15 protein-coding genes are annotated in these 23909 nt (G+C 40.6%); 11 read left to right on the top strand and 4 right to left on the bottom strand.

What is annotated here, in order from left to right:
• The first annotated feature begins 82 nt into the window (after positions 1 to 82).
• Positions 83 to 736, top strand: coding sequence for an OmpW family outer membrane protein (locus L3Q70_RS05440; RefSeq protein WP_062570503.1), 654 nt, complete (start codon positions 83 to 85; stop codon positions 734 to 736).
• Positions 737 to 791: 55 nt separating this feature from the next.
• Here L3Q70_RS05440 and L3Q70_RS05435 read toward each other — a convergent pair whose 3' ends face one another.
• Positions 792 to 1322 (bottom strand): acyl-CoA thioesterase, encoded by a 531-nt coding sequence (locus L3Q70_RS05435; protein WP_062570502.1) that lies wholly within the window; start codon positions 1320 to 1322, stop codon positions 792 to 794.
• Positions 1323 to 1431: 109 nt separating this feature from the next.
• Between L3Q70_RS05435 and L3Q70_RS05430 the strand changes: the two genes are divergently transcribed.
• Positions 1432 to 1920 carry a hypothetical protein gene (locus L3Q70_RS05430; RefSeq protein WP_237115031.1) on the top strand — a complete coding sequence of 163 codons (489 nt, stop codon included), beginning with the start codon at positions 1432 to 1434 and terminating at the stop codon, positions 1918 to 1920.
• Positions 1921 to 2000: 80 nt separating this feature from the next.
• Here the strand turns inward: L3Q70_RS05430 and tyrR are convergent, their stop codons facing one another.
• The 3 genes from tyrR to bcsE form a co-directional block, all read right to left on the bottom strand.
• Positions 2001 to 3557 carry a transcriptional regulator TyrR gene (tyrR, locus tag L3Q70_RS05425; RefSeq protein WP_062570500.1) on the bottom strand — a complete coding sequence of 519 codons (1557 nt, stop codon included), beginning with the start codon at positions 3555 to 3557 and terminating at the stop codon, positions 2001 to 2003.
• A 103-nt stretch (positions 3558 to 3660) separates the two neighbouring features.
• Complete coding sequence (gene bcsG / locus L3Q70_RS05420) at positions 3661 to 5244, bottom strand: cellulose biosynthesis protein BcsG (RefSeq protein ID WP_062570499.1); 1584 nt, start codon at positions 5242 to 5244, stop codon at positions 3661 to 3663.
• 169 nt (positions 5245 to 5413) lie between these two features.
• Positions 5414 to 7039: a cellulose biosynthesis protein BcsE gene (gene bcsE / locus L3Q70_RS05415; RefSeq protein ID WP_237115030.1), complete on the bottom strand. Its 1626-nt coding sequence runs from the start codon at positions 7037 to 7039 to the stop codon at positions 5414 to 5416.
• 121 nt (positions 7040 to 7160) lie between these two features.
• Here bcsE and bcsR point away from each other — a divergent pair, with 121 nt between their 5' ends.
• The 9 genes from bcsR (at position 7161) to hppD (ending at position 23793) form a co-directional block, all read left to right on the top strand.
• Entirely contained in the window at positions 7161 to 7376 is a 216-nt protein-coding gene (gene bcsR, locus L3Q70_RS05410) for a BcsR/BcsP family cellulose biosynthesis protein (protein WP_130151233.1), read from the top strand.
• A gap of 3 nt (positions 7377 to 7379) precedes the next feature.
• Complete coding sequence (bcsQ, locus tag L3Q70_RS05405) at positions 7380 to 8099, top strand: cellulose biosynthesis protein BcsQ (protein ID WP_237115029.1); 720 nt, start codon at positions 7380 to 7382, stop codon at positions 8097 to 8099.
• Positions 8092 to 10755 carry a UDP-forming cellulose synthase catalytic subunit gene (bcsA, locus tag L3Q70_RS05400; RefSeq protein WP_237115028.1) on the top strand — a complete coding sequence of 888 codons (2664 nt, stop codon included), beginning with the start codon at positions 8092 to 8094 and terminating at the stop codon, positions 10753 to 10755. The genes bcsQ and bcsA overlap by 8 nt, the downstream gene beginning before the upstream one ends.
• Positions 10752 to 13001, top strand: coding sequence for a cellulose biosynthesis cyclic di-GMP-binding regulatory protein BcsB (bcsB, locus tag L3Q70_RS05395; RefSeq protein ID WP_237115027.1), 2250 nt, complete (start codon positions 10752 to 10754; stop codon positions 12999 to 13001). The genes bcsA and bcsB overlap by 4 nt, the downstream gene beginning before the upstream one ends.
• The gene (bcsZ, locus tag L3Q70_RS05390; protein ID WP_237115026.1) at positions 13001 to 14116 is read left to right on the top strand and encodes a cellulose synthase complex periplasmic endoglucanase BcsZ; all 1116 of its coding nucleotides are present in this window, start codon (positions 13001 to 13003) and stop codon (positions 14114 to 14116) included. The genes bcsB and bcsZ overlap by 1 nt, the downstream gene beginning before the upstream one ends.
• A complete protein-coding gene (locus L3Q70_RS05385) occupies positions 14107 to 17919 on the top strand; it encodes a cellulose synthase subunit BcsC-related outer membrane protein (RefSeq protein ID WP_237115025.1) in 3813 nt (1270 codons plus the stop codon). Before bcsZ ends, L3Q70_RS05385 begins: the two co-directional genes overlap by 10 nt.
• A 242-nt stretch (positions 17920 to 18161) precedes the next feature.
• Positions 18162 to 19592: a peptide MFS transporter gene (locus tag L3Q70_RS05380; RefSeq protein WP_062570492.1), complete on the top strand. Its 1431-nt coding sequence runs from the start codon at positions 18162 to 18164 to the stop codon at positions 19590 to 19592.
• 115 nt (positions 19593 to 19707) lie between these two features.
• Positions 19708 to 22419 (top strand): metallophosphoesterase, encoded by a 2712-nt coding sequence (locus tag L3Q70_RS05375; RefSeq protein WP_193988560.1) that lies wholly within the window; start codon positions 19708 to 19710, stop codon positions 22417 to 22419.
• Positions 22420 to 22746: 327 nt separating this feature from the next.
• Entirely contained in the window at positions 22747 to 23793 is a 1047-nt protein-coding gene (gene hppD, locus L3Q70_RS05370; protein ID WP_055021474.1) for a 4-hydroxyphenylpyruvate dioxygenase, read from the top strand.
• The last annotated feature ends 116 nt before the right edge of the window (positions 23794 to 23909 follow it).

Below are 23909 nucleotides of genomic sequence, written 5' to 3'. Positions count from 1 at the left end.
TTGATCTAGAACAGGTTTTGTCTTAGCAAGCTCGGTAATAATAGCCTCAACCAAACAAGACAAGTAGTTCGTGGAGAACAGCATGAAAACTAAATTAAGCATTGCATTACTGACTTCATTATTAGCACTCTCTCCTGTTGCAAACGCAAATTTAAGCGTTAACGTGGGTGCGATTAATGTAAACCCAGATAACGACAGCTCAAAAATAAACGAAGCACCGACATTAGGTTTACGTGGCGATGATAATACACAATTAGGTCTTACCATCGACTATGCATTTGATGATAATTGGGTACTTGAATTAGTTGCTGCGACACCATTTAGTCACGACATCCAAGGTACTGGCGGTCTTGCTGGTAACAAAATTGCAGACATCAAGCAGCTACCACCTTCTTTAATTGCGCAGTACCACTTTTTAGACTCAACTTATAAGTTCCGCCCATTTATTGGCGTAGGTATTAACTATACGACTTTCTTTGATGAGCAACCATCAGCAGCTTTAAAAGCAACGCTAGGTACTGATGATGTTGAAGTGAAACTAGACGACTCATTTGGTTTTGCAGCGCAAGCGGGCTTCAACTACATGATGAACGAGAACTGGGGTCTACACGGCATGGTTGCATTAATTGATATTGATACAGATGCAACTGTTTACGCTAATGGCACAAAAGCACTTACATCAACTGTCGAAATCGACCCTGTTGTAGCTATGTTTGGCGTTAAATATAAATTCTAACTTCTTTCACTTAGTGAAAGCCCATACGCACAAAAAAGGCCTTTACGGCCTTTTTTTATTTATTGGTTAATTTTTTCTGTTCTAGCATTTCTTTCCAGTGCATAACCTCGGCAGGCAAAATAGGTGCAACCCCTTTAAAGCCAGCAACTTCAAGCATTTCTTCAACACTGACAACACCTTTTTTTCGTTTAAAAACGCCGCGTACATAAGCAATTGCGTGCAAACCTCTATCCGAATGAAACTTTTGTTCAATATAAAAGTATTTGTGATCCCAGCCAACTAAGCGAGTACTTACAGTGTATTTTTGCATTGGCTTGATATCACGAATGTATGTGATAGCTGTGGCATTAACGATCGGGAACCAACGGCGTTTCATTATGTGTTTTAATAAACCCACACGCTCGGTCATCCAAGTGCGAGCTATATCCATCATTGCCAAATAACGTGAATTAGTTAGGTGAAAATTGATATCACAATCGCTCGGTAAGGCTTTGAAATCAATATCAATTGTATCGAGTAACTGTTGATAATCACGATTACGTTTAATTTTAAAAAATAATAAGATAAGTCGAAAGTAGAGATTCACGGTAAAGGTCTAACCAGTTGATAATAACCAAAGTGTATCACAGCATATTGCTAAGGCGAATATTCTGCTCTAATCTATGCATAAATCAGTATAAAAAAAGAATAATCTAATGAAATTGTTAAATTTACTGTTCCTAATGGCGGTAAGCTTATTCTCTCACTCAGCTTTTGCAGATTTTAGCTACCAAGGGCAAGGCGCATTAAGCTATCCAACCGGCGTAGAAAAAGCGTTTGAATTTGGCTTTGCATGGCAACAAGATGCTGAAAAGTTCACTATTGGCAACAAAACTTATGATATGCCACTCCCTAAATCTTACTCGGTAGCGATTACATTAAGTAAAGATGAAAAACAGATATGGGTTCAAGAGTTTAATAACGGCTTTTTTGAAGGGTTTAATTGGCAAATTGGTGAACACATATTGACACTTAAAAAACGTGACTTTACTGATTCAGTGAAAGGAAACTATGTTATTAGTTTAGACAACCGCGATTATTTCTTCGCCCGTAATAACATCAGCATTGTCATTAAATTTGACGATAATGGCATCAGTAACCTTGTTCTTGATGGTGTAACCAAGGATATGGGCACAAAACAATAAGGCTTAAAAGCAAGCCGCAATAAATGCAGCTTGCTGATTTTCTCCATATACCAATTTATTAGATAATATTGAAATTGGTATTAGACCTTTACGGTTTTACGATTTATACCGTAATCTCTTAGCTTATTAGCAACCGCAGTATGACTTAGACCTAAACGCTTAGCCAACTGTCGGGAGCTTGGATAAGCAGGGTACAATTTTCGCAATAATGTGGCCTCAAAGCGTTTAACCGCTTGATCTAACGTTCCTTCAAAGTCTGACTCCAAATAACCTAGATCATGAGTGAATGTAGGCAGTTGCAAATGCTCAATTCTAAGTTCGTTGTCATCTAACAACGAGACGGCACGGTAAATCGCATTTTCTAACTGACGCACATTGCCAGGCCATGGATAGTCTTGCAAAAAGCTTAAACAATCATCCGATAAAACAGGCACTGAGTGGCCATTCTGCTGTGCATATTTTTGGATAAAGTGCTCAGCCAATGGGCCTACATCCGCCTTTCTATCACGAAGTGGTGCTATCTCAAGGGTTAGCACATTGATTCGATAATAAAGATCTTCTCTAAATGTGCCCTCTTGCACCATGGCTGGTAAATCTTTTTGTGTCGCTGCAATAATACGCACGTTCACTTTTACTTCGTTTTCATCTCCAACCTTGCGAAAAGTACCGTCTTGTAAAAAGCGCAGTAATTTTGTTTGTAGTTGCGTCGACATCTCGCCAACTTCATCTAAGAATACCGTACCGCCATCAGCCTGCTCTAAAACACCACGTTTAGGGGCGGCATTTTCTTCATAGCCAGCGTAACCAAACAGCTCAGATTCAGCGACGTCATCCGGTAAAGATGCACACGATAAAGCAATAAAAGGTTTAACCGAGCGATTAGATGCATAGTGACAAGCACGTGCCAGCAACTCTTTACCAGTGCCTGTTTCACCGGTAATTAATATCGGCGCTTCAAGTTGTGCCATCTTGCGCGCTTCTCTAACCACACGACGCATAGCAGTACTAAAGTTATGAATAGTCGCGAAACTTTCTTGACCATAACGTCGAAACGCGCTCACTTGCTGGCCTAAGCGACTTTGTGATTTGATATTTATAACCGCACCGGCGAGTACATCTCCCTCAGCTCCTTGTGGAACAGAAATAGGTAGTATGTCAGCAATGAAATCTTCACCTGCCACTTCTACACGGGTTGTTTGGCCAAGTACTTCTTTGCCCTCAAGCCAACGCGTAAAGTTAAATCCTTTCAATAAATTATTGATGTTTGCGCCAATCACTTCATTTTCAGACAACTGTAAGTCGCGACACGCAGCATCATTACATAAACGCACCCACCCTTTCGCATCAATCGAAATGACGCCATCTGGCAGGGCTCTTAATAATGTATTTAGCTCATTATGCTCACGCTCAGAAGGTAAAAATGCGGTTGTTCGGACATCCTTCACACCATCAATTAATCGAATTGATGGCATAATCTTTTGAAATTGCTCAAACTCTATTGGCGGGAAACTGACATACATTCGGCAATTAACCGAATCTACTTCGATACCTTTTAAATCAACCTGATAACTAACCAAAATATTGAGAATCTCTTGGGCGATACCAATTCGGTCGGCACAGTGAATATCTAAACGCATACATCCTCAAAGAACGGGAACCTATAGTAAGCGAATAATACGCTAACTCCCCATGCGAGGGTAGTCTATTGTAAAGATTTTTGGACAAATATACCCAAACGCATTAGTTGTTTGGGTATTTAGTCCACTCAGCACCATCTAATTGTATGTAAGGTTGCCCTTTGATATACATCATTACTGTGTCTTGATTCTCTGCAACTTTGGCTGCGCTCGGTAGGCTGGCAATTAAACGTTGAACACTCACCACACCTGAAAAAACATCCCATTTCATCGCATTACTAATTAATTCAGACAACGCAAAGTAACTCACTGTTTTATCTACTTCATGTAATTCACTGTGCTTTATATCAGGGCCAATAAACTTAACAGCAGCCGGTACAGATACAATCGCTGGGCTGGGTATTTCTCGAAGCCCTGCAAACTGTAACTTATCTCCTTTTAGTGCCGCACCATGCTCTGGTACAACAACTAACATTACATTTCGACCTTCACGTTCAAGCCGTGAAATAAACTGTGCAATATCTGAGAACAACCTTTGCTGCCTAGCAGGATAACTTTCAAGACTATTCATGCGTGAACGTCCAGCTAACTGATTACCATCATGTAAACTAATCGAATTATAATAGAGTGCTCTTGGCTGCGACTGTTCTGCTGCTTGTTCATTTAACCAAGCAGACAAAACCTCACCATCAGAGTAAATAGGCTTACCATCAAACCCATACTGAGCGGGACTAAACTGACTAAAATCGAGTTTAGGAACTGAGACCCCCCCATACTGTCTAATTAAGCCAATAAAATCATCAAAATGACCATCGTGGTTTAAAGCGACAGAGGTCTTAAACCCTAACTCAGCGAGATTACTGAACAACTTACATTGTTTATCAACAGGTTCAAATAGCTTATCTTGGCTGGTTTGGCCACAACTGGCTCGTAAAAGCCGAATAGCAGCAGGGCCACTGTATGACGTAGCTGAATTGAAATCGTTGAACAATATATCAAAATCATTAAAGAGATTACGCGGCTCAACACCAATAGCATTTAAATCAGCCGTAGCGAGGGAGCATATATTAAGCACCACGACATCAAAAGGACGGCCATTGAAAGATGCTGGAAACTGAGTTTTTAACTGTGCTTGCTGCTGATAAAAAGCCTGTAATTGTTGATCTGGCGTTTCAACTATTGATGCATCTGATGCGGCTGTCTTTTCTCCAAGTAAAGGGGACTGGTTTTGTACAACTATCGGTGTACTTAAGCCTTCACTAGGCACTGACATACTCAGCCAATAAGCGTACGCAAACCCAAGCACAGACAAGCTCGTGTACCTGAGCCACTTAGCGCTATACCAGTACACTATACACAGCACAAATAATGCCAAAACTAGCTCAATATTGACCACCCGTGAGACTATTTCAAAAAAGTAACCTAAACTAAAATCTTGAACATTCCCAGCTTGCTTGGTTAATCGTGATATCGGGGGCAGCCATGAATCATGATAAAACAGTGCGATGCCCACGATAACACCTACAATGTGCTTAATACGCGTCAACCATTGCTGCTGAAAAGATACAGCCAAAAAAGCAAAGAAAGCTAAGTTAGCTAAAAAGTCAAATGAGATATCTGAACGACTATATAGAAAAAACTTTATAAGGAAATATAAGTTCCAAACACCTAAACCTGAGAGCCTCACTGGGTATCCTTTTTCTGCTTTTTGGGAGTATACGGGGTCAGTAGTACATGCCTGAATGTTAGTTTTCGATAAACATGCACTATTTTTTTTAGTAATACCTTGCCTACATTACTGAGTAAAACACCGAGTATTAGCGCGATTACAAAGGTAATTAAAAACTGGTTTAAGCTCATGTTTTATCACTTTTAAATTCAACTGAAACAGGTGTTGATAGCGGTCTAATGACTTTTTTAAATTCAGGGGTTTCAGTATTTAAATTAGTAATATCAGCTACTTTGGCATCAAAAATATAGCTAACATTTTCTTTCAATTGCTCTGTGTAGTCTGGTACTTCCTGTTGATTGTAGTCACGTTGAATTCGTCGACACTCTTGCTGTATGTAAAAATGATCAGCAATAATATTTTTCGATGTAAAGAAATCACTCACTTGTAATTTAAACAAGTGTTTAATTGCACTTTCGACATCATGCTCACGGCACGCATGCAAATATAAATAGATATAGCCATCGGCATAACTAAATAGATCCCCCTCTCGTTTTACGTGGAATAAATGCAAGGGGTGAATCGCTTCAATGCGCGGTAAAAGCTGCAACATGACCAACACCCCACTAACACCTAAGTTAGCTGCTGAGTCACTGTGTTTTGACACTTGCTCTGCAAAACGCAGAATAGGTAAATACCCTTTGCTTAATGCACTTTCACTATATTTTAATACATCATCAATTGAATCGGGTAAGGGCCTTGAGAATTGAAACCCCTGTATAGACTGAATTTGTGATAACAGTCTAGATGGCTCCGAAAAGCTATACAAAATCAGGTTTACACCCAAGGCTAAAAACAAACACTCATCTTGATGGCGAATAATGCCATCCACATTCTGAATAACTAATTTTAATTTACGCCCGCATTGTTTACGAAGCAAAAAACACTCTTGTGCTAAAGCAGATAAATCAGTGTAGCGTGTTACTGAAAAAACCAGCGTGGCAGCTTTTCGAGTCAGCGCTGTTTTATATAGTGCGTCGTTATCTTCAACAACTTTGTAAAGAGCAGGAAGCTTAGTGCCTTGTGGTACCGCACTTCGTACTACCCATACTTCATCTTCATCGAGCTCCTGGTGCATTGAACGATTATCAGCGTGTGCATCTACACCACTCTCAAACACCGATAATTGCTTATTAAGCAACTGTAAATTAATACTTTTAGCTGCAATAACCCCTTCGCTGTGACTCCAAAAATCATATTCTAAGGTACGAATTGAGGCTTCTTGACTCATAAAAATCATGCCATCAAAAAGTGTATTCATACCCAAAAACTGTCGTCGCACACTACTTACATCAGCACCCGAAATTAAAAAGATGACAGTTGCACTTTGAGATATGGCTAGTTCGCGATAACAACTTACCTTTTTTATTAACTGCGCTTCGTTGAGCATTGAAATTCGTTCACTATGTAAATGCACAATAACTGTACTACCTTTAAGTTCGTCATAGTGTTTTAGCTCATTAATCACCCGACGTGAAAAATGTAATTTTTTTGCTAAAATTGGATCATAGTGTAAACAAAATGGATATAAGCGACCCTGCTCAAATAACTGATAAAAAACATCACCTTGCTCACTATTAAAGAACATATCAACCTGTTCTGAAAGTAAGAATACAGAGCCTTTGTTATTAGCAAAAACATGCCTAGCTAGCTCTAATAACTGATTGTCTAAAGGTGCCAGTAATGCATAATTTGCACTGCGTTTTAACACCGAATAGGCCGTCATTAACCCTGTTATATTTAAATAAGGCACCAATAAACCCTTGAAAAAGATACTTTAGTACTAGTTTTAGGCGCTATTCTATATATAATGCAGCCCATGTCCACGTTTTATAAACACTTCAAATCTAGTTTTGTTGTAGCGGATACTTTAGATGAATGATTATGTAGTAAAAAAATCAACTATTTTAACTCAATATGACATTGATAATTTGCTCCATCAGTTTGGTGGAAAAAACCAAACATATATAGAAATAGTTGATGTAGAAAAAAATCGTCAAACAATCGAAAAATATCCTTTAATTAAAGATATCGCTTTATCCGTTAAAGATACACAACAAGTTAAAAATATTAACAAAAGTACATACTAAATAATGAACAGAGTTTTTGTAAAAGGTATTAAAGGTGGAACAGGCACAACATCCGTTGTCGCTAATCTTGCTTGCGCCTTAAGAAAATCTAACGAAAACGTATACGTTATTGACCTTGATCCCAAAGGCGATATTGGCTTGCATCTAGGTCTATCGTGGGAACACCAATTAGGGTGGAGTGATTATTCAAGCTTTCGTGCTGCCAGCTGCCAATTCCATCAAGATGATGATGGTATTAAATTTTTACCTTATGGCAGTGCTAGCCTCAGTAATTTAAACTTTACCTCAATCATAGAAAGCTGCGAGCAATTAAAAGAATCTGAAAACGCCTGGTTTTTATTTGACTGCCCTGCTCATATTGATGTGGTTGATTACCCCACAACAAAAGAAGATATTTTCCTAGAAATTGTAAACTGCGATGCTATTTGTCACAGTTTTATCTATAAGCGCTTAAATGCACTTAAACACGCTACTTCCCGTTGGCAACATTACTTTTTAATAAATCGATTTAACTCTGCCTCTGAGCTTGAATCTGATCTGCTGCAATTATGGCAGTCAGAACTTCCTTTACTCGCGCCATTGTATATCAACCAAGATGAAGTGATAAAAGAAGCAACAGCATTTCGTAATGTCGCCATTAATTGTGCTCCTTACAGTGTTGCCAATGACGACTTTGAAACATTAGCGGGCTGGTTGGTAAGTCGAGCGAGTAATAATGACTAATAAGGTTCGGGTAAGTAACACTGAGCGTATTATGAAATTATGCTTAGGGCTTATTTTTACAAAGAGAATTGTTCGCTTTGTATTTTTTAAATTTCATGGTTATTTCAATCAACATAAGATGAGTTTGCTTGGGGCATTCATGATGCCCTTTATAGTGTTATTTTTATCCCTATTTTTTAGGCTTGATAAAAACCGTAAAAACAACATAAAAAAGACGATAAAATATTTCTATCCCCATGTTACACAGCCAATTTTAACGCCATCAAATTGCGTTAGAATCGTGCTACAAAGCTGTTACTTGGTTTTATTTAACACAACCACCACTTCTCAGGCCCACATTGCCCAAGAGCAGCGTAAAACATGGCGTAAGATAATACGCTCAGCACGTATCGTTCGCGTGATAGACAGTAAGCTAGTGCGCTTTTTTAGGCGAGCTTGGCTTATAACGAAGAAGCAGCAGAAATCAAAAGTGTATCAACAAATAAGCACTTCAAGTCTGTGGAAAAATAGCACCTTAAAAGTGACATTTTTCACACTCTTAATATTCGCTGTCGCCATTTTTGTCACTGTGCCTTTTAGTGTAGAAGCACAAGCCGTGTTTATTAGTCTTATTTTGTTGGTTGCCTACTCTTTGCGTCGTGTTGAAGGACAAATGGCAACAATTGCAATGATCACCCTGTCTGTCACCACCTCTACTCGCTATTTATGGTGGCGTTACACAGAAACACTCAACTGGGGAGATCCACTTGCATTAGCATTAGGGTTTGGACTTTTATTAGCAGAAACTTACGCTTGGCTGGTACTAATTTTAGGCTTCTTTCAAACAATTAACCCATTAAGTAGAAAACCAATTCCACTTAGTGAAGATACATCAACATGGCCAACTGTTGATATCTATATTCCAACCTACAATGAACCGTTGAATGTGGTTAAACCAACAACCATTGCTGCACAAAGTATTGACTGGCCGGCTGACAAACTTAACATCTATATTCTAGATGACGGTAAACGCCCCGAGTTTGCTGAGTTTGCAGAAAAAATTGGCGTTGGCTATTTAACTCGGCCAGATAATAATCACGCCAAAGCTGGCAATATGAACCATGCTATGCAAGTGACAAATGGCCAATATATCGCGATTTTTGATTGTGACCATATTCCTGCGCGGTCGTTTTTACAAATGACCATGGGGCAATTTATTAATGACAGCAAAGTGTGCTTAGTACAAACACCACACCACTTTTTTTCTGCGGATCCCTTTGAACGTAATTTAAAAAACCATCGTAAAATTCCTAACGAAAACATGCTATTTTATGGTCTGATCCAAGACGGTAATGACATGTGGGATGCCACCTTTTTCTGTGGCTCTTGTGCAGTATTAAAGCGTAGTGCCCTTGAAGAAATTGGCGGGTTTGCGGTAGAAACTGTCACCGAAGATGCGCACACAGCACTGAGAATGCAGCGTGCCGGATATAAAACCACCTATATTAATATTCCACAAGCTGCCGGCCTTGCCACTGACAGTTTATCGGCTCATGTTGGTCAACGGATCCGTTGGGCTCGAGGGATGGCACAAATTTTTCGTTTAGATAACCCATTACTCGGCAAAGGCTTAAATATTGCCCAACGATTATGCTATCTCAATGCCATGCTGCACTTTTTATCGGGAATACCACGTATTGTATTTTTAACCGCACCTTTGGCGCTGATCTACCTGAACGCACAAATTATTTACGCTCCTTTTATCGCTATTTTCTTATATATTGTACCCACCTTGCTGCAAGTGAAAATAACCAATTCACGAGTTCAAGGGAAATACCGTTACTCATTCTGGGGGGAAGTATATGAATCAGTTTTAGCTTGGTACATTTTAAAGCCAACCACAGTTGCACTTATAAACCCCAATAAAGGTAAGTTTAATGTTACTGAAAAAGGTGGATTAAATAGTACTGACCACTATGACTGGATGATTTCAAAGCCCTATATAATACTATTATTAGTAAATGTGGTCGGTATGACGTATGGCATCATCAGATTATTATTCGGTGATACGTCTCATATAGGCGTATTGCTAATTAGTATGCTGTGGGCCAGCTATAATATAGTGATCTTAGGCGCAGCAGTCGCGGTAGCAGCCGAAGCAAAGCAAGTACGTAGCTCGCATAGAATAAAAGCTAACTTCCCTGCCGCAATTCGCCTTGCGAACGGACGCACCATCAAAGTTAAAATAACGGATTACTCAGACAATGGAGTCGGTTTAGAAACCGAACACAGTCACTTATGTCGAGTCAACGATAAAGTTGAACTCCTTATGAGTCGTGGCTTTAAGCAGTTTTCATTTGCGACCTACATCTGTAACACCCGTGATAAGCAAATCGGCTTAACTCTTAGAGATTTAAATTTAGAAAAACAAAAGGCATTTATTCAATGCACATTCTCACGCGCAGATGCTTGGCTTGATTGGCAAGAAAACTTTAAACACGATAAACCTTCATACAGTTTTTCGAAAGTGTTTTATACTAGCCTCAGAGGCTTTAAGAATTTGATTTTCCACGCACCAAGTGAGTTGAGACCCTTAATTAATTTTATAACGAAGGTACTACACTTTGTCGTGTCTTTATTACCTAAAAAACCAACAAAAGTATTTACACCATCATGATAAAACCACTACTAACACTATTACTCGCTGCAATATCACTGAGCCTGCCACACTGGGCTATGGGTGCTGAGCCGCTGTCTAATAAAGCTATTTTTGATGATGGTTACCCTGAACAAGCACCTGTAGAGAGCCTAACCTTAAGTTTTGAACGTTTAGGCTTAAAAAAGTTTAAGCTAGACGGTGTTAGCCAAAGCACTCGCATCGACTTTACAAACCGACTAGACAAACTGGGTAAACAGTTGATGCTTAACTTTTCATACACGCCCTCCCCTTCATTGATTAGCCGCGTGTCACATTTAAAAGTTTTCTTCAATGAAAACCTTGTAACCGTATTACCCATTGATGATAAAACTAATCCAATTAAGGTAAAAACCGAACATAGCGTGCCGCTCAACCCAAAACTGATTAAAGATTTTAATCAAATTCGTTTTGAGCTAGTTGGTTACTATGACTTGGCATGTCAAGATGATTTCAGTAAAGCTATTTGGGCTGAATTAGATAAAAGCAGTTCCATCACACTGGGCCGCCAATCACTTGCACTCGAAAGCTTACTTGAATATTTTCCCGCACCTTTTTTTGATAAACGAGATTACACTCAGCTTAATTTACCCTTTATTTTTGCCTCCCAGCCAAATGAAGAGACGCTTGAGGCAGCCGTTGCACTTTCAAGCTTTTTTGGTGCCCAAGCCAAGTGGCGTTATGCTGGATTTCCAGTGCAAATAAATGCAACGCCTGTTGAGCACAGTGTAGTGTTTGCAACCAATACAAACAAACCAGACTTCTTATTAAATTACCCTAATGTTGAAAAACCAACGGTTGAGATTATCAGTAGTCCAACACATAGATACGCCAAAGTGTTACTAATTCTAGGCAAAGACGCTGCGCAACTAAAAGAAGCTGTGGTCGGTTTAATGTTTGGCCACAAAGTGATGACAGGACGTAGTGCAACCATTGATGCCATTGATAGTTTACCGCTTCGAAAAGCATACGATGCGCCATTGTGGGTCCGTTCTGACCGTGCTGTTACATTTGATGAATTTATTGAATACCCGACACAGCTTCAATCAGCAGGTTATCGAGGTCAACCTGTTAATTTAGATCTTCGCTTTGCACCCGATTTATTCACGTGGCGTGAAAATGGCATCCCATTAACGTTAAATTACCGCAATACTCCTGTAGAACAGGGCATGCTGTCGCGTCTAAACATGCTTATCAATGGCAAATTTGTTGACGGTTTCACGCTTAATAATAAACACAATGAGAGTGTAACCACACAGACTCTATTACCACTAATTTCAACAAGTACACCAAGTCAAACGCACCAAGACTTCGAATTAACGGGGCTTGATTTAACAACTAACAACCAACTGACTTATGACTTTAACTTTGCATTAGTTAAAACAGGAGAGTGTAGTGCGATTCCAGCAGGCGGTGAGTTCGGTGTTATTGATGGCAGCTCTAGCATTGATGTGAGTGGTTTTCATCATTACATTTCATTGCCTAATTTACGTGCTTTTGCCAATAGCGGTTTCCCTTATACCAAATACGCAGATCTTCATCAAAGCGTGTTAATAATGCAAAGCAACGCCCCTGTTGAGGCAATTAGCTTATTACTCAACTTTGCAGGCCGTTTGGGTGCAATGACAGGCTATCCAGCCCATCGTTTAGATATTCAATTTCCTAATTCAAAAAACGAACTTACCGATAAAGACATTATCATCATTGGCAAGCCTGATTCACTTTTAGCTGAGCTTTCACAGAACAGCTCTTTAAGTGCTGTGATCAATAACAATCAGCGTATTGTTAATCAAGCCATCTATAACGGTGCATATGACACTCAAAACTCTGAAAAAATTAAACTAAATATCAGTAGTCTAGGCCGCTTAGCAATAATTTCTGGTTTCCAATCTCCATTGGACTCAGAACGCTCAGTCGTCTCTATGATCGTCTCAGACAATAGTGCATATAGTTTATTGAGCGACGTACTTATGAACGCAGAGAAAACAGCTCAAATAATGGGTAGCTCAGCCATAATAAACCGTCAGGGAATCAAAACCATAAAAACTGATGAGCAATACTTTGTTGGCCATATCCCTATTCATACGCTGATTTGGTTTCACTTTTCTGATCAACCCATTTTACTCGCCATATTATCGATTATTACATTACTGCTGATTTCGTACATGTTGTGGCGACTACTTCTGTTACTGACACAAAAGCGTTTGTCTGAAGGAGATAAAGCATAATGAAATTTATGGCTTATTTAGCGATTAGTATCTTACTAATAAGTAAAGCTTTTGCAGCGCAAACGTGTGCAGCGTGGCCGCAATGGAATACGTTTAAAACACACTTTATTTCACCACAGGGGCGCGTTATTGATTTAGGCAGCCAGTTCGATATCACCACCTCTGAAGGTCAGTCATATGCGTTATTTTTTTCCTTAGTCGCCAATGATAAAAGCACCTTTGACTCACTGTTAGATTGGACAGAAATTCACCTCTCTGAAGGCGATCTAAGCACTCGTCTACCTGCATGGCAATGGGGGGTTGAAAAAGGGGAAGGCAAAATATTAGACTCTAACCCTGCCGCTGACTCCGATTTATGGATAGCTTACACCTTGTCGCAAGCCGCAAAACTATGGCAAGAAAGACGCTATGCAGTTTTAAGCTCAGTACTTGCGGAGCGAATTATTCGCGAAGAAACTGCCCGCATACCTAACTTAGGCTTAACACTTCTGCCAGGACCTAGTGGCTTTAAGAAGCAAGGTTCATGGAAATTAAACCCAAGCTATGCGCCGTTATTTATTTTAAAGCAGTTTGCTGAGCTTTATCCGCATTCACCTTGGCAACAGCTACATGATAACTCAGCTAAAATGCTGATTAATACAGCACCAAAAGGCTTTAGCCCCGACTGGGTCAATTACAGTGTTGAAAAAGGCTTTTACCATGACAAACGAAGCCCAGCTGTAGGCAGTTTCAATGCTATTCGTGTGTACCTTTGGGTAAGTATGATGGCCGATGATGCCACTTACAAAAAAGAACTTATCCAGCAATTCGCGCCTATGGCCGAATATGTTATCGAATCGGGGAAAGTACCGTTAGAAGCAGATGCTCTTTCAGGGAAAACATCAGGCACAGGTCCGAGTGGTTTTACTGGGGCTTTACTCCCTATGCTCAAAACCATGCAAGCATCACAATTAATAACCACACTGCAACAACAATTAATGATGGATACCCGTTTCACAACAACTCGCTACTATGACAGTGTACTGTACTTGTTTGGCACCAGCAGTCTAAACGAACGCTTTAAGATTGATAAAGAAGGAAACTTGATAACGAATTGGAGCGCTGAATGCCAATAAAGTGGCTCTTTGCTGTCATTATCGCAAGCCCTAGTGTCTTTGCGCTTTCAAGTAACGATATTGATACTCAGTCGATTGATTGGTTAATTAGCCAAGTACAATTAGGCGAAATTGAGCAAGATACACAGCTGATGACTGACAGCTTAGAAAAACTGTTAAGTATCGCCCCCCAAAACACCCAAGTTCAGTGTGCACAGGTGCGTGTTTTGTATGCACGAAAAGAAACTGAACAAGCACGTAACTTATTGGCAAAGCTAACTCAAAAAGCACACCCTTGTGTGGAGAGCTTAACAATGCTGGAAAAAGTCAGTAATGAAGAAAAAGCAACGATTGCACAGGCCCGTTTACGCGCACGCGCAGGGCAATACAATGATGCTGTAAAAATTTACAATCGCTTGTTCAAATCAAACTACCCTAATATTGAGTTTGAACTTGAACATATAAACTGGCTTGCCCAAGACGAAAACCAATACCAACAGGCCTTACGAGGATACCACTCATTAATGAAACGCTACCCAAACAGCGGTCGTTTTGAGCTTGCTTATGCTCGTCATCTGTTAAAACAAAATCCTGCAAATAAAGAAGCACTGACACTTTTGAGCCATTATGCTCATAGTAATCAATACAGTGTTGAGGCTGAATTTACATGGTTAAATGCACTTCAAGATATGCCTCTGAACAAAAGTACCGAACATGCTTATGAACGATATTTTGCTGCTTACCCTAAAAGCAGCAAAGGGCACGTGCAATTTAGCGACTTTAAAAAAGCATATAAAGCTGAACGTGAAAAGCTGGCTGATCCTGCTTACCAGACATGGCTAAAAGGCAATGTAGAGCTTGAAAAACGCCGTTTTGTAAAAGCTGAAGCATTGTTCAATAAAGCCCTAAAAGGCCGACCCACTGATCCTGAAATATACAACAGCCTAGGACTACTTAATCTTAGACAAGGCAATAATGCTCAAGCCTATCATTTTTTTAAAAAAGCTGAAAAATACAGTATTGATACAAATCGCATCACAGTACTCAAAGGCCTAGCAAACACAGCGCGTTTTTGGCAATACATAGACGAAGCAAAATCAGCGATGTCTATGAAAGAGTTTAAACGTACAACATTAAAGCTCGATTTGGCTGATACCCTCAATGAGGATCCGAACACGGTCATGTTTTACCGTGCGCAACTTGCCGAAGCTACCGGCGATTACCAAACGGCCATGAAGCTGTACAAACATGTGCTAAAAAGTGATCCATTACAGCAATCAACCCTCAGAGCCATGCTTATTTTAAGCGCTGCAGATGGTAACTATGCACGTAGCCATCAATTTTATAATGGCTTAAGTAAACAGCAACAAGCGCTGATTGCCGCTGACTATACGCTTTTAGAAACCCAGCAACTACGGGCAAGTGCCGATGATTTAACAGCGAAAGGCAAGCTGGATGAAGCTGTAGATATGCTACTTATGGCAATAAAACAAAGCCCTCGCCAAAGCTGGTTATATTATGATCTCGCTAATTTATACCAACAACAGGGGTTGGTTGAGCACGCAAAAGCGCTCTATAAAAAAACCTTGTGGCAATTTCCACTGGATGCAGAACTCAGATACAGTCATGCGTTATTTTTACGTTCGCTCAATGATTATCAAGGCGCGCTGGCGACACTGGATTACATTCCAACTAACGCACGCACAGATGAAATTAACGTTCTTGCTGAGCAACTGAGTATTAACACCAAGCTCGAGAAGCTTGCAGAAAATAATACTGCCACCAATAAAGCAACTATTATTTATAAACTCACAGAGTTAGAAGCCCAACCGCTAACACCATTAATGCAAGCAGAGCTTGCCACTCAATGGCTCCAAATTAATGAGCAACAGTACGCAATGAGGCAACTTAAAAAAGCGCTTAAACGCGACTCTAGCCTCAGCCCATATTGGCATATGACGTATGCTGATCTGCTTATTAATAACGATGATCAAGCAGGTGTAGATACGTGGTTTAGTCATTACCAACTGCCCAGCAATGCAACAAACTCAGAACAATCGCAATGGCTTGCGCTACAAATAAACTACATTAATCGTTTTTACCAAGGCCAAACGCGAATAACAAAATTAACAGCGCTTGATAATCAGTACAGTGAAAACCCACAACTTAATGAAGCACTGATTAATGCCTATATAGAGCAAGGTGAGACTCGTTTCGCTATTTCTCGCTACCAGCAACACACCGCAATGGGACACACAGTCACCACCGATACTGCACTGACGATTGCAGCACTTAGCCGTGAGATGCAAAATAACACCTTGGCTGATCGTATTGTTGCAGAGCAAATCAACCAAGTAACGTATCAAGAAAGCTATCGACAACAGCAGCTAATGGCGGCACTTAGCCAATTTGAAGATCAAACAACGGCTCTTAACCTAGCCAAACAGTTGTTAGCAAAATCTAATAATAATCAAGAGCTTTACTATCAGGCAGCAGCTGTAGCAGAGACTAAGCAACAAACACAGCTTGCAAAAAACTGGTATCAAGCGGCAATCGCAGCAAACACCATCAATAGTCGCTTAGCTAATGAGCAGTATTACAGCCTGTATACACTTGATGATGACGCTCCATGGTATGTCAATAATGCGAAACGCCAATTACAGCGTATTGAACAACAAGAACAAGCGTATATTACAGCGGCAATAAACCTTAGCAGCCAAACTAGCACACAAAATGAGTCAACCTTAGGCGCAGGTGCAACGCCTATCGAGGCTGGCTTTCCTCTTTGGGGCGGTACAGGAATTATAAAATTGGACCCGATGACAATATCGAGTCAAGAAACCCGTTTTGATGAAACCTTTGCGGGTAGCCGCTATGGTCAAGGGGCACTCTGTATCTTTGACTGTCCACTGTTAAGCATTGAACCCGAACAGCAAGGCGTGGATATTGGCTTTGCTTGGCAGAACGAGCAATGGCGCTTTGATGTCGGCACGACTCCACTTGGCTTTCTAGTCGAAGATATCGTATGGGGTGTGAGTTACAAAGGAAGCTTTGGCGATTTCGGTTATGGAGTCACCCTCAATAAACGCCCTATTACTAGCTCTGTTTTATCTTATGCAGGACTTGAAGATGTCTTTACTAATCAAGTGTGGGGCGGCGTTCGAGCAACACAATTGCAACTGAGCTTATCTCATGATCTAGGGCTAGATTGGGGCTTTTGGGGAAGCACCAACTACCAGCTTTTAACCGGTAAAAACGTCAAAGATAATCAAAGCTACAGTTTAATGGGTGGCAGTTACTATCGGTATATTCGACAAAGAAATAAAGAGCTGAGCATGGGTTTAAACCTATTACATTGGTCATATAAACACAATTTAAGTGAAGAAACCTGGGGACATGGTGGCTATTACAGCCCGCAAAGCTATTTAGGCGCTTCACTGCCAGTCATTTATGATCAACGCATTGGCCATAATTTTGTTTATCGTTTACGTGGCGGCGTATCTTGGTCAACTACAACCACCGATGAAATTGAATTTTTCCCTAATGATCCTGTTTTGCAAGCACAAGCTGAAGCACAAACAGCGATAACGGGGGTTGTACCTTATTTTGAAGAAGACACTAGTCGTGGTATTTCTTACAATCTAGGAGCCAGTTTTGAGTATCGTTTTACGCCACATTGGTTTTTTGGTGGCTATTTAAATCTTGATAGAGCTGATTTCTACGAACCAAATTATGCACAACTTTATTTTAGATACTACTTTAAGCCTGTTTATAGTGAGCTAATCTTCCCTGGAAAACCTGTCATACCTTATGCAAGCTACTAAATACAAGACCTCCGGTCTGTACCTACCGCAAGCACTTCCCCTGACTAGAAGGTCTATGTATACTGTAGCGCACTTGTAGCTAGGATAAGGGTGTGTCCCTTACCTTCAAGTTCAAAACTTGAGCAACAAACCATTATCTTAGCTGCATCTAAAACATGGCCACCCGTTCATTTAATAAAAACTAGAACGACCAAAGCAAAAATAATAAGGCCTCAATAAAAACTTAGAGTTAGGAAGTAAATATGAGTTCATTACCTAAAGCAGGTGACTTTTTAGGGCATCCTAAAGGGCTGTTCCTGTTGTTCGGCACAGAAATGTGGGAACGATTCGGTTATTATGGCATGCGCGCTATTCTAGTATTGTACTTAGTTGCACTTGTTCAAGAAGGTGGTTTCGGCTGGTCAAATGCTGATGCTTTGAGTCTTTACGGTACTTTTACAATGGCTGTTTATATCACACCACTATTGGGTGGTTGGTTAGCAGATAACGTTTTAGGACAACGTAAAGCTATTATCCTTGGTGGTTTACTAATGGCTGCCGGCCATTTCACAATGGGTATTCCACACGGTTACCTTGCAGGCCAAGAAGAGAACGTTTTTTATATTGGCTTAACCTTACTTTGTTTAGGTAATGGTTTATTTAAGCCAAATATCTCTACTATGGTGGGTGACTTATATAAAGAGGGTGATCAACGTCGTGATGGCGCATTCACTATCTTCTACATGGGTATCAACCTAGGTGGTGCATTAGGCCCACTTATTGCGGGCTATGCTGCCGCAGCAATGGGTTGGCAATGGGGCTTCATCGTAGCCGGTATCGGTATGGTGATCTCTGTACTTATGCAACTTGCATTAAGTAACAAATACTTAGGCGATATTGGTGTTGTTCCATCAGCTAAGCTTTCACAAGCTCAGTCTGAATCAAACACTAAAGAGCCACTTACTAAAGTTGAAACTGACCGCATTAAAGTTATTTTCACCATGAGTGTATTCAGTATCATTTTCTGGATGGGCTTTGAGCAAGCAGGTGGTTTAATGAACCTGTTCGCTAACGATTACACTGACCGTATGCTATTAGGCTTTGAAGTACCTGCTTCATGGTTCCAATCATTAAACTCAATTTTCATCATCGTTTTTGCACCGTTAGTTGCTATCGTTTGGTTGAAGCTAGATAAGCGTGAGCCTAACTCACCTGTTAAGTTCGCTATTGCACTTATTTTCTTAGCACTTGGTTTCATCACAATGATTTTTGCTCTAATGACACAAGGTCAAGGTGACAACCTGCAAATTAGCATGATGTGGCTGGTTCTTTTCTACCTTTTCCATACCTTAGGTGAGTTATGTTTATCACCCATTGGTTTATCAATGGTGAGTAAACTTGCGCCATTACGTTTAGCATCAATGCTTATGGGTATTTGGTTCTTATGTACAGCTGTTGCTAACAAGATTGCAGGTTTCGTAGGTTCATTCTTAGGTGAAGGCGAAGAAGCTGTTGATAATGCAATGGGTATTTTCATCGGCTTAGGTGCTACAGCAATCCTATCTGCTGTCATTATGTACTTACTGAGCGACAAGCTAGTTAAGTGGATGCATGGTGCCGAAGGCCATCATGAGCCGCAAACAACTGAACACATTCTAGCTGAAGAGCTAGAAGTAACTGCCGAAAAGCAGTAAAAAATATTCCCCCACAGCGCCCGCTGTGGGGTTTTTCTTTATTAATGCTATATCGCTGTCCGCAATACTGATACTATAATTTGATAATAGTTTGTATAGGTTTGGAAGTGATACAGTGCGCTTTTTCAATCAACTTTTAATCATTTTTTTTACCACATTACTGCTTGTAGCCTGCGGCGGCGATAAAACAACGAAAGAGGTTGCCACCACCCCAAGCCAGTCTGGTTTAATTATTTCAGTCAGTTCAGGTTTTTCCGAGCAATTTGCTAATGGTAGTGTACGCCTGAATGCAGATAGTAACACCGTCTCTACCGATACGACTTTTACCTATACTGAAACAGCAGCAACCACAGCAGATATTGAGCAAAACATTGTCTCTGCAAGACATACTTTCAGACCGAATAATTTAGTATTCTCTAAATCATTAACCCTTTCTATAAAACTCCCCCAGCAACAAACCAACCTCGCATTTAGTATTGTTATGCTACAAGATGAGCAGTGGCAACCTCTGACAACCAATTTCAACGAAGAGGGCTTTGCGGAAAGTGAAATTACCAGCTTTGGTACCTACGCATTAATGTCGCGCAGCATTCCTGCAATCAGTAAAACAATTGGCGAACAATGTGTTGATACAGCAAGTTCACAAACAGTGCGCTTTATTCATGTTGCTGATTTACACGCGCGCTTTGGCTTTAAAGAGCACTTATTCAGCCGTATTCGTAGTTACTACGATAATGCCAAACTGGAAAACCCAAACACTTTGTTCACCAATGGTGGCGATGATTATGAAAAAGGCACCGTAGCCGAGCAAACTTCACAAGGCTTAGCCACGGTCGAGGCAATAAAAGCCATGGCCTTTGACGTACGCGTGATTGGTAACCACGACTATGCATGGGGACCAGAGCAATTACTTGATTTTGCTGATGACGATAATGCCATCGTGCTTTCAAGCAATACTGACTATGAGGGTAACAGTGATACGCCGTTTGCCGGTGTCGATTTTTCAGTTGTGCAAGTAGGTTGCCTTCGCATCGGTTTTTTTGGCATGACTTCCGTGCCTTGGAATGAACTTGATGAACCTATTGAAGACGAGCCAATTCCTGATTTTATCGCTAATTTCAAAATGAATTGGCAATGGCAAGAAGTGGCTGAGCAAATTGTTAACCAGTACCGCCAAGATGTTGATTACATGGTCATGGTGAGTCATTTAGGTGAAGGCACAGACACTCGCATTGCGCAAAACGTGGCGGGAATTGATTTAGTACTGGGTGGCCACACCCATGGTGGTGAAAGCTATCAAACCTTAGATAATGGCAGTATTGTTATTCAGCCAAACTTTTTTGCACAAGGCCTAACTGATCTCACGTTAACCTTTAACCTTGAAGACAATACGCTCGCTGATGTTGATTACAATACCGTACCAACAACCAGCATTACCAATTTAGATGAGCGCACGAAAGCCGCCATCGATGAAATCATGGGCCGCTACGCTCCTGATGCAAATACCGAAATTGCCGTTTCAGAAAATTACCCAAGTGCAGAAGAACTCATTACTATTACAGCCAAAGCCACGATGCAGCAATTCCCTGCTATTGATGCCGCACTGCTAGATGCAAGCCAAGTGCAAGATCGCTGGCTTCCAGGCACCTTAACTCAAGAAGACTTTCATGCGGCGTTTAAGGTTGAACGCCAGCCATCGAATACCCCAGGCTTTAATTCAATGTATCAAGTCGCGGTGACTGGCAGCCAATTAAAAACCATGCTTGAAAGCCAGCCTGAATGGGTCGCTTTAACGCCTGATAACATCAGTGATGCAACCACATACCAAGTTGCTCTATTTAAAGGCCCTGCGCTCAATAGCGAATTATTCTTCCCTGCTCTGCCAAACTTAGACGCGCAATTAGTCGCTGAAAGTTGGTGGCTGCTTGATAACTACGCACGAGCACGCACTAGCCAATGTTTATACATCGACACTGATAACACACTTAACGCCTGCAAAACTGACGATGCAGTGACAGTATGGAATTTTAATAATCCTGAGCAAGGTTTTAGCAGTGACTTTGGCCCTGCAACACTTAGCTTTTATGACCCTGAAGAAAAAAATTGGGGGCCAGAGAATAGCCAATTTGCAACCACTACTGAGCTTGCAGTTGCTGATTTACCAAGTGGTGCCTCAGGTGTATTGGCGTTTTCTCGCCACAGCCCAAGCCAAGGCTTAACACTTACAGCCAATAGCCCTGCAAATGGTGACTACCAAACTGACGGGTTTATTTCAGATTACACGCTGGTGATGGATGTGCTTTGGCCAGAGCAAAGCACCAATGAATGGCGTGCATTACTACAAACAGATCTCACTAATAACAATGATGCAGACCTTTACGTTAACCGAGATAATGCCATCGGTATCGCCACGCGTGACAGCGGTTATTTTGGCGAGCTTTTGGCAAACAGCTGGCACCGTATTGCCTTTGTGTTTTATGCTGCCCCAAACAATGGCGCACTAAAAATTTACCTTGATGGCGAGCTCATTGGTATTAAAGATGAAGGCGAAGTCAATGAGCGCTGGGCAATCAACAGTGCAGCGTTACTTTTAACCGATAATGACTACGAAACTAAACCAGGGTATTTAAATGCACTCCTCTTTGCAGGTCGCGCTATGACAGACGCCGAAATTGCAAACATGGGTAGTGCGCAGCAGCAACTCAACTTCACGCAGTCTACTCGCACCTTAAACCAAGTAGTTGAGCGACATTATCAAGCTGCACCTCAAATTATGAATAACCCTTGGTTACAACAGCGCAGTAAGTTTTTTAACAAAGCACGCTAAACTGTAAACTAATCTATACATTCAACTTAATAAAAAAGGCCGTCCAAGGCCTTTTTTTACACCTGAAAAATCTATTACTTTACCTTTAAATACATATAGATAAATTAAAAACAACATACCAAACACTTGCCTAAATGGTGACCCATTCACCGCCTCAGATAGTGCAATAGCTAAAATTAAAATCATTGTCCCATTTAATTTACAAAGGGGGCGTTAGCTAAATAACGCCGAGATCTTCCCCTTATCGGTTTTCTGGTTAATCATCCGCTCATTACAGAACAATAATTCTTTTTTAGCGCAGTGCTTATAATTGCGGGAGTAATGACAATGAGCGAAGTAAATAATCCGTTAGGCCTAATGGGCATTGAATTCACTGAATATGCAACACCTGATGCAGATTACATGGACAAAGTGTTTACTGATTTTGGCTTTTCTAAGCTAAAAAAATTCAAGGGTAAAGACATTGTTTACTACAACCAGCATGACATTCATTTCTTACTAAATAATGAGCGTGAAGGTTTTTCTGCTGAATTTGCTAAAAGCCACGGCCCAGCAATCTGTTCTATGGGTTGGCGTGTAGAGAATGCACAAAAAGCATTCGAGGTTGCTGTTGAGCGCGGTGCAAAACCTGCAACAGACTCAACACATAAAAATTTACCATACCCTGCTATCTACGGTATCGGCGACAGCTTAATCTACTTCATCGAACAGTTTGGTGATAAAGGCTCTATCTATGAGTCAGATTTCGAAGACTTAAGCGAGCAAAACATTGTTGAAGACAAAGGCTTCATCCGTATCGACCATTTAACCAATAACGTATATAAAGGCACGATGGAAACATGGGCTAACTTCTATAAAGACGTATTTGGTTTTACAGAAGTTCGTTACTTCGACATTAAAGGTCAAAAAACAGCGTTATTATCTTACGCACTTAAATCTCCGTGCGGTACTTTCTCGATTCCAATCAATGAAGGTAAAGATAACAACAACAACCAAATCGATGAGTACTTAAATGAGTACAATGGTCCGGGTGTACAGCATTTAGCATTCCTTACTAACGACTTAGTAAGCTCACTTGATAAGCTTGACCAATCAACGATTGCAACGCTTGATATCATCCCTGAGTACTATGACACCATTTTTGACCGTGTTCCTTGGGTTAAAGAAGACAAAGAGAAGATCCGTAAGCACCAAATCTTGGTAGATAGCCAAAGCGAAAACTGTTACTTACTGCAAATCTTCTCGAAGAACCTATTTGGTCCTATCTTTATCGAGATGATTCAACGTGTAGATGACGGCGGTTTCGGTGAAGGTAACTTCCAAGCACTTTTCGAATCAATCGAACGTGATCAAGAGCGTCGTGGTGTAATCTAAATCATCATAATGAATAAAAAGCAGCGTGTGATTTGGGTATATTCACACGCTGCTTTTTGTCGTTTTAAATTCTGTTTTAAACTAACTGTTTAAATTGCGTTGATTGCCTCCATATA

Source organism: Pseudoalteromonas sp. CF6-2 (assembly GCF_021729425.1).
Classification (GTDB): domain Bacteria; phylum Pseudomonadota; class Gammaproteobacteria; order Enterobacterales; family Alteromonadaceae; genus Pseudoalteromonas; species Pseudoalteromonas arabiensis.
Note: the sequence above shows the minus strand (reverse complement) of the source record. Positions and strands in the feature narration are given on the sequence as shown.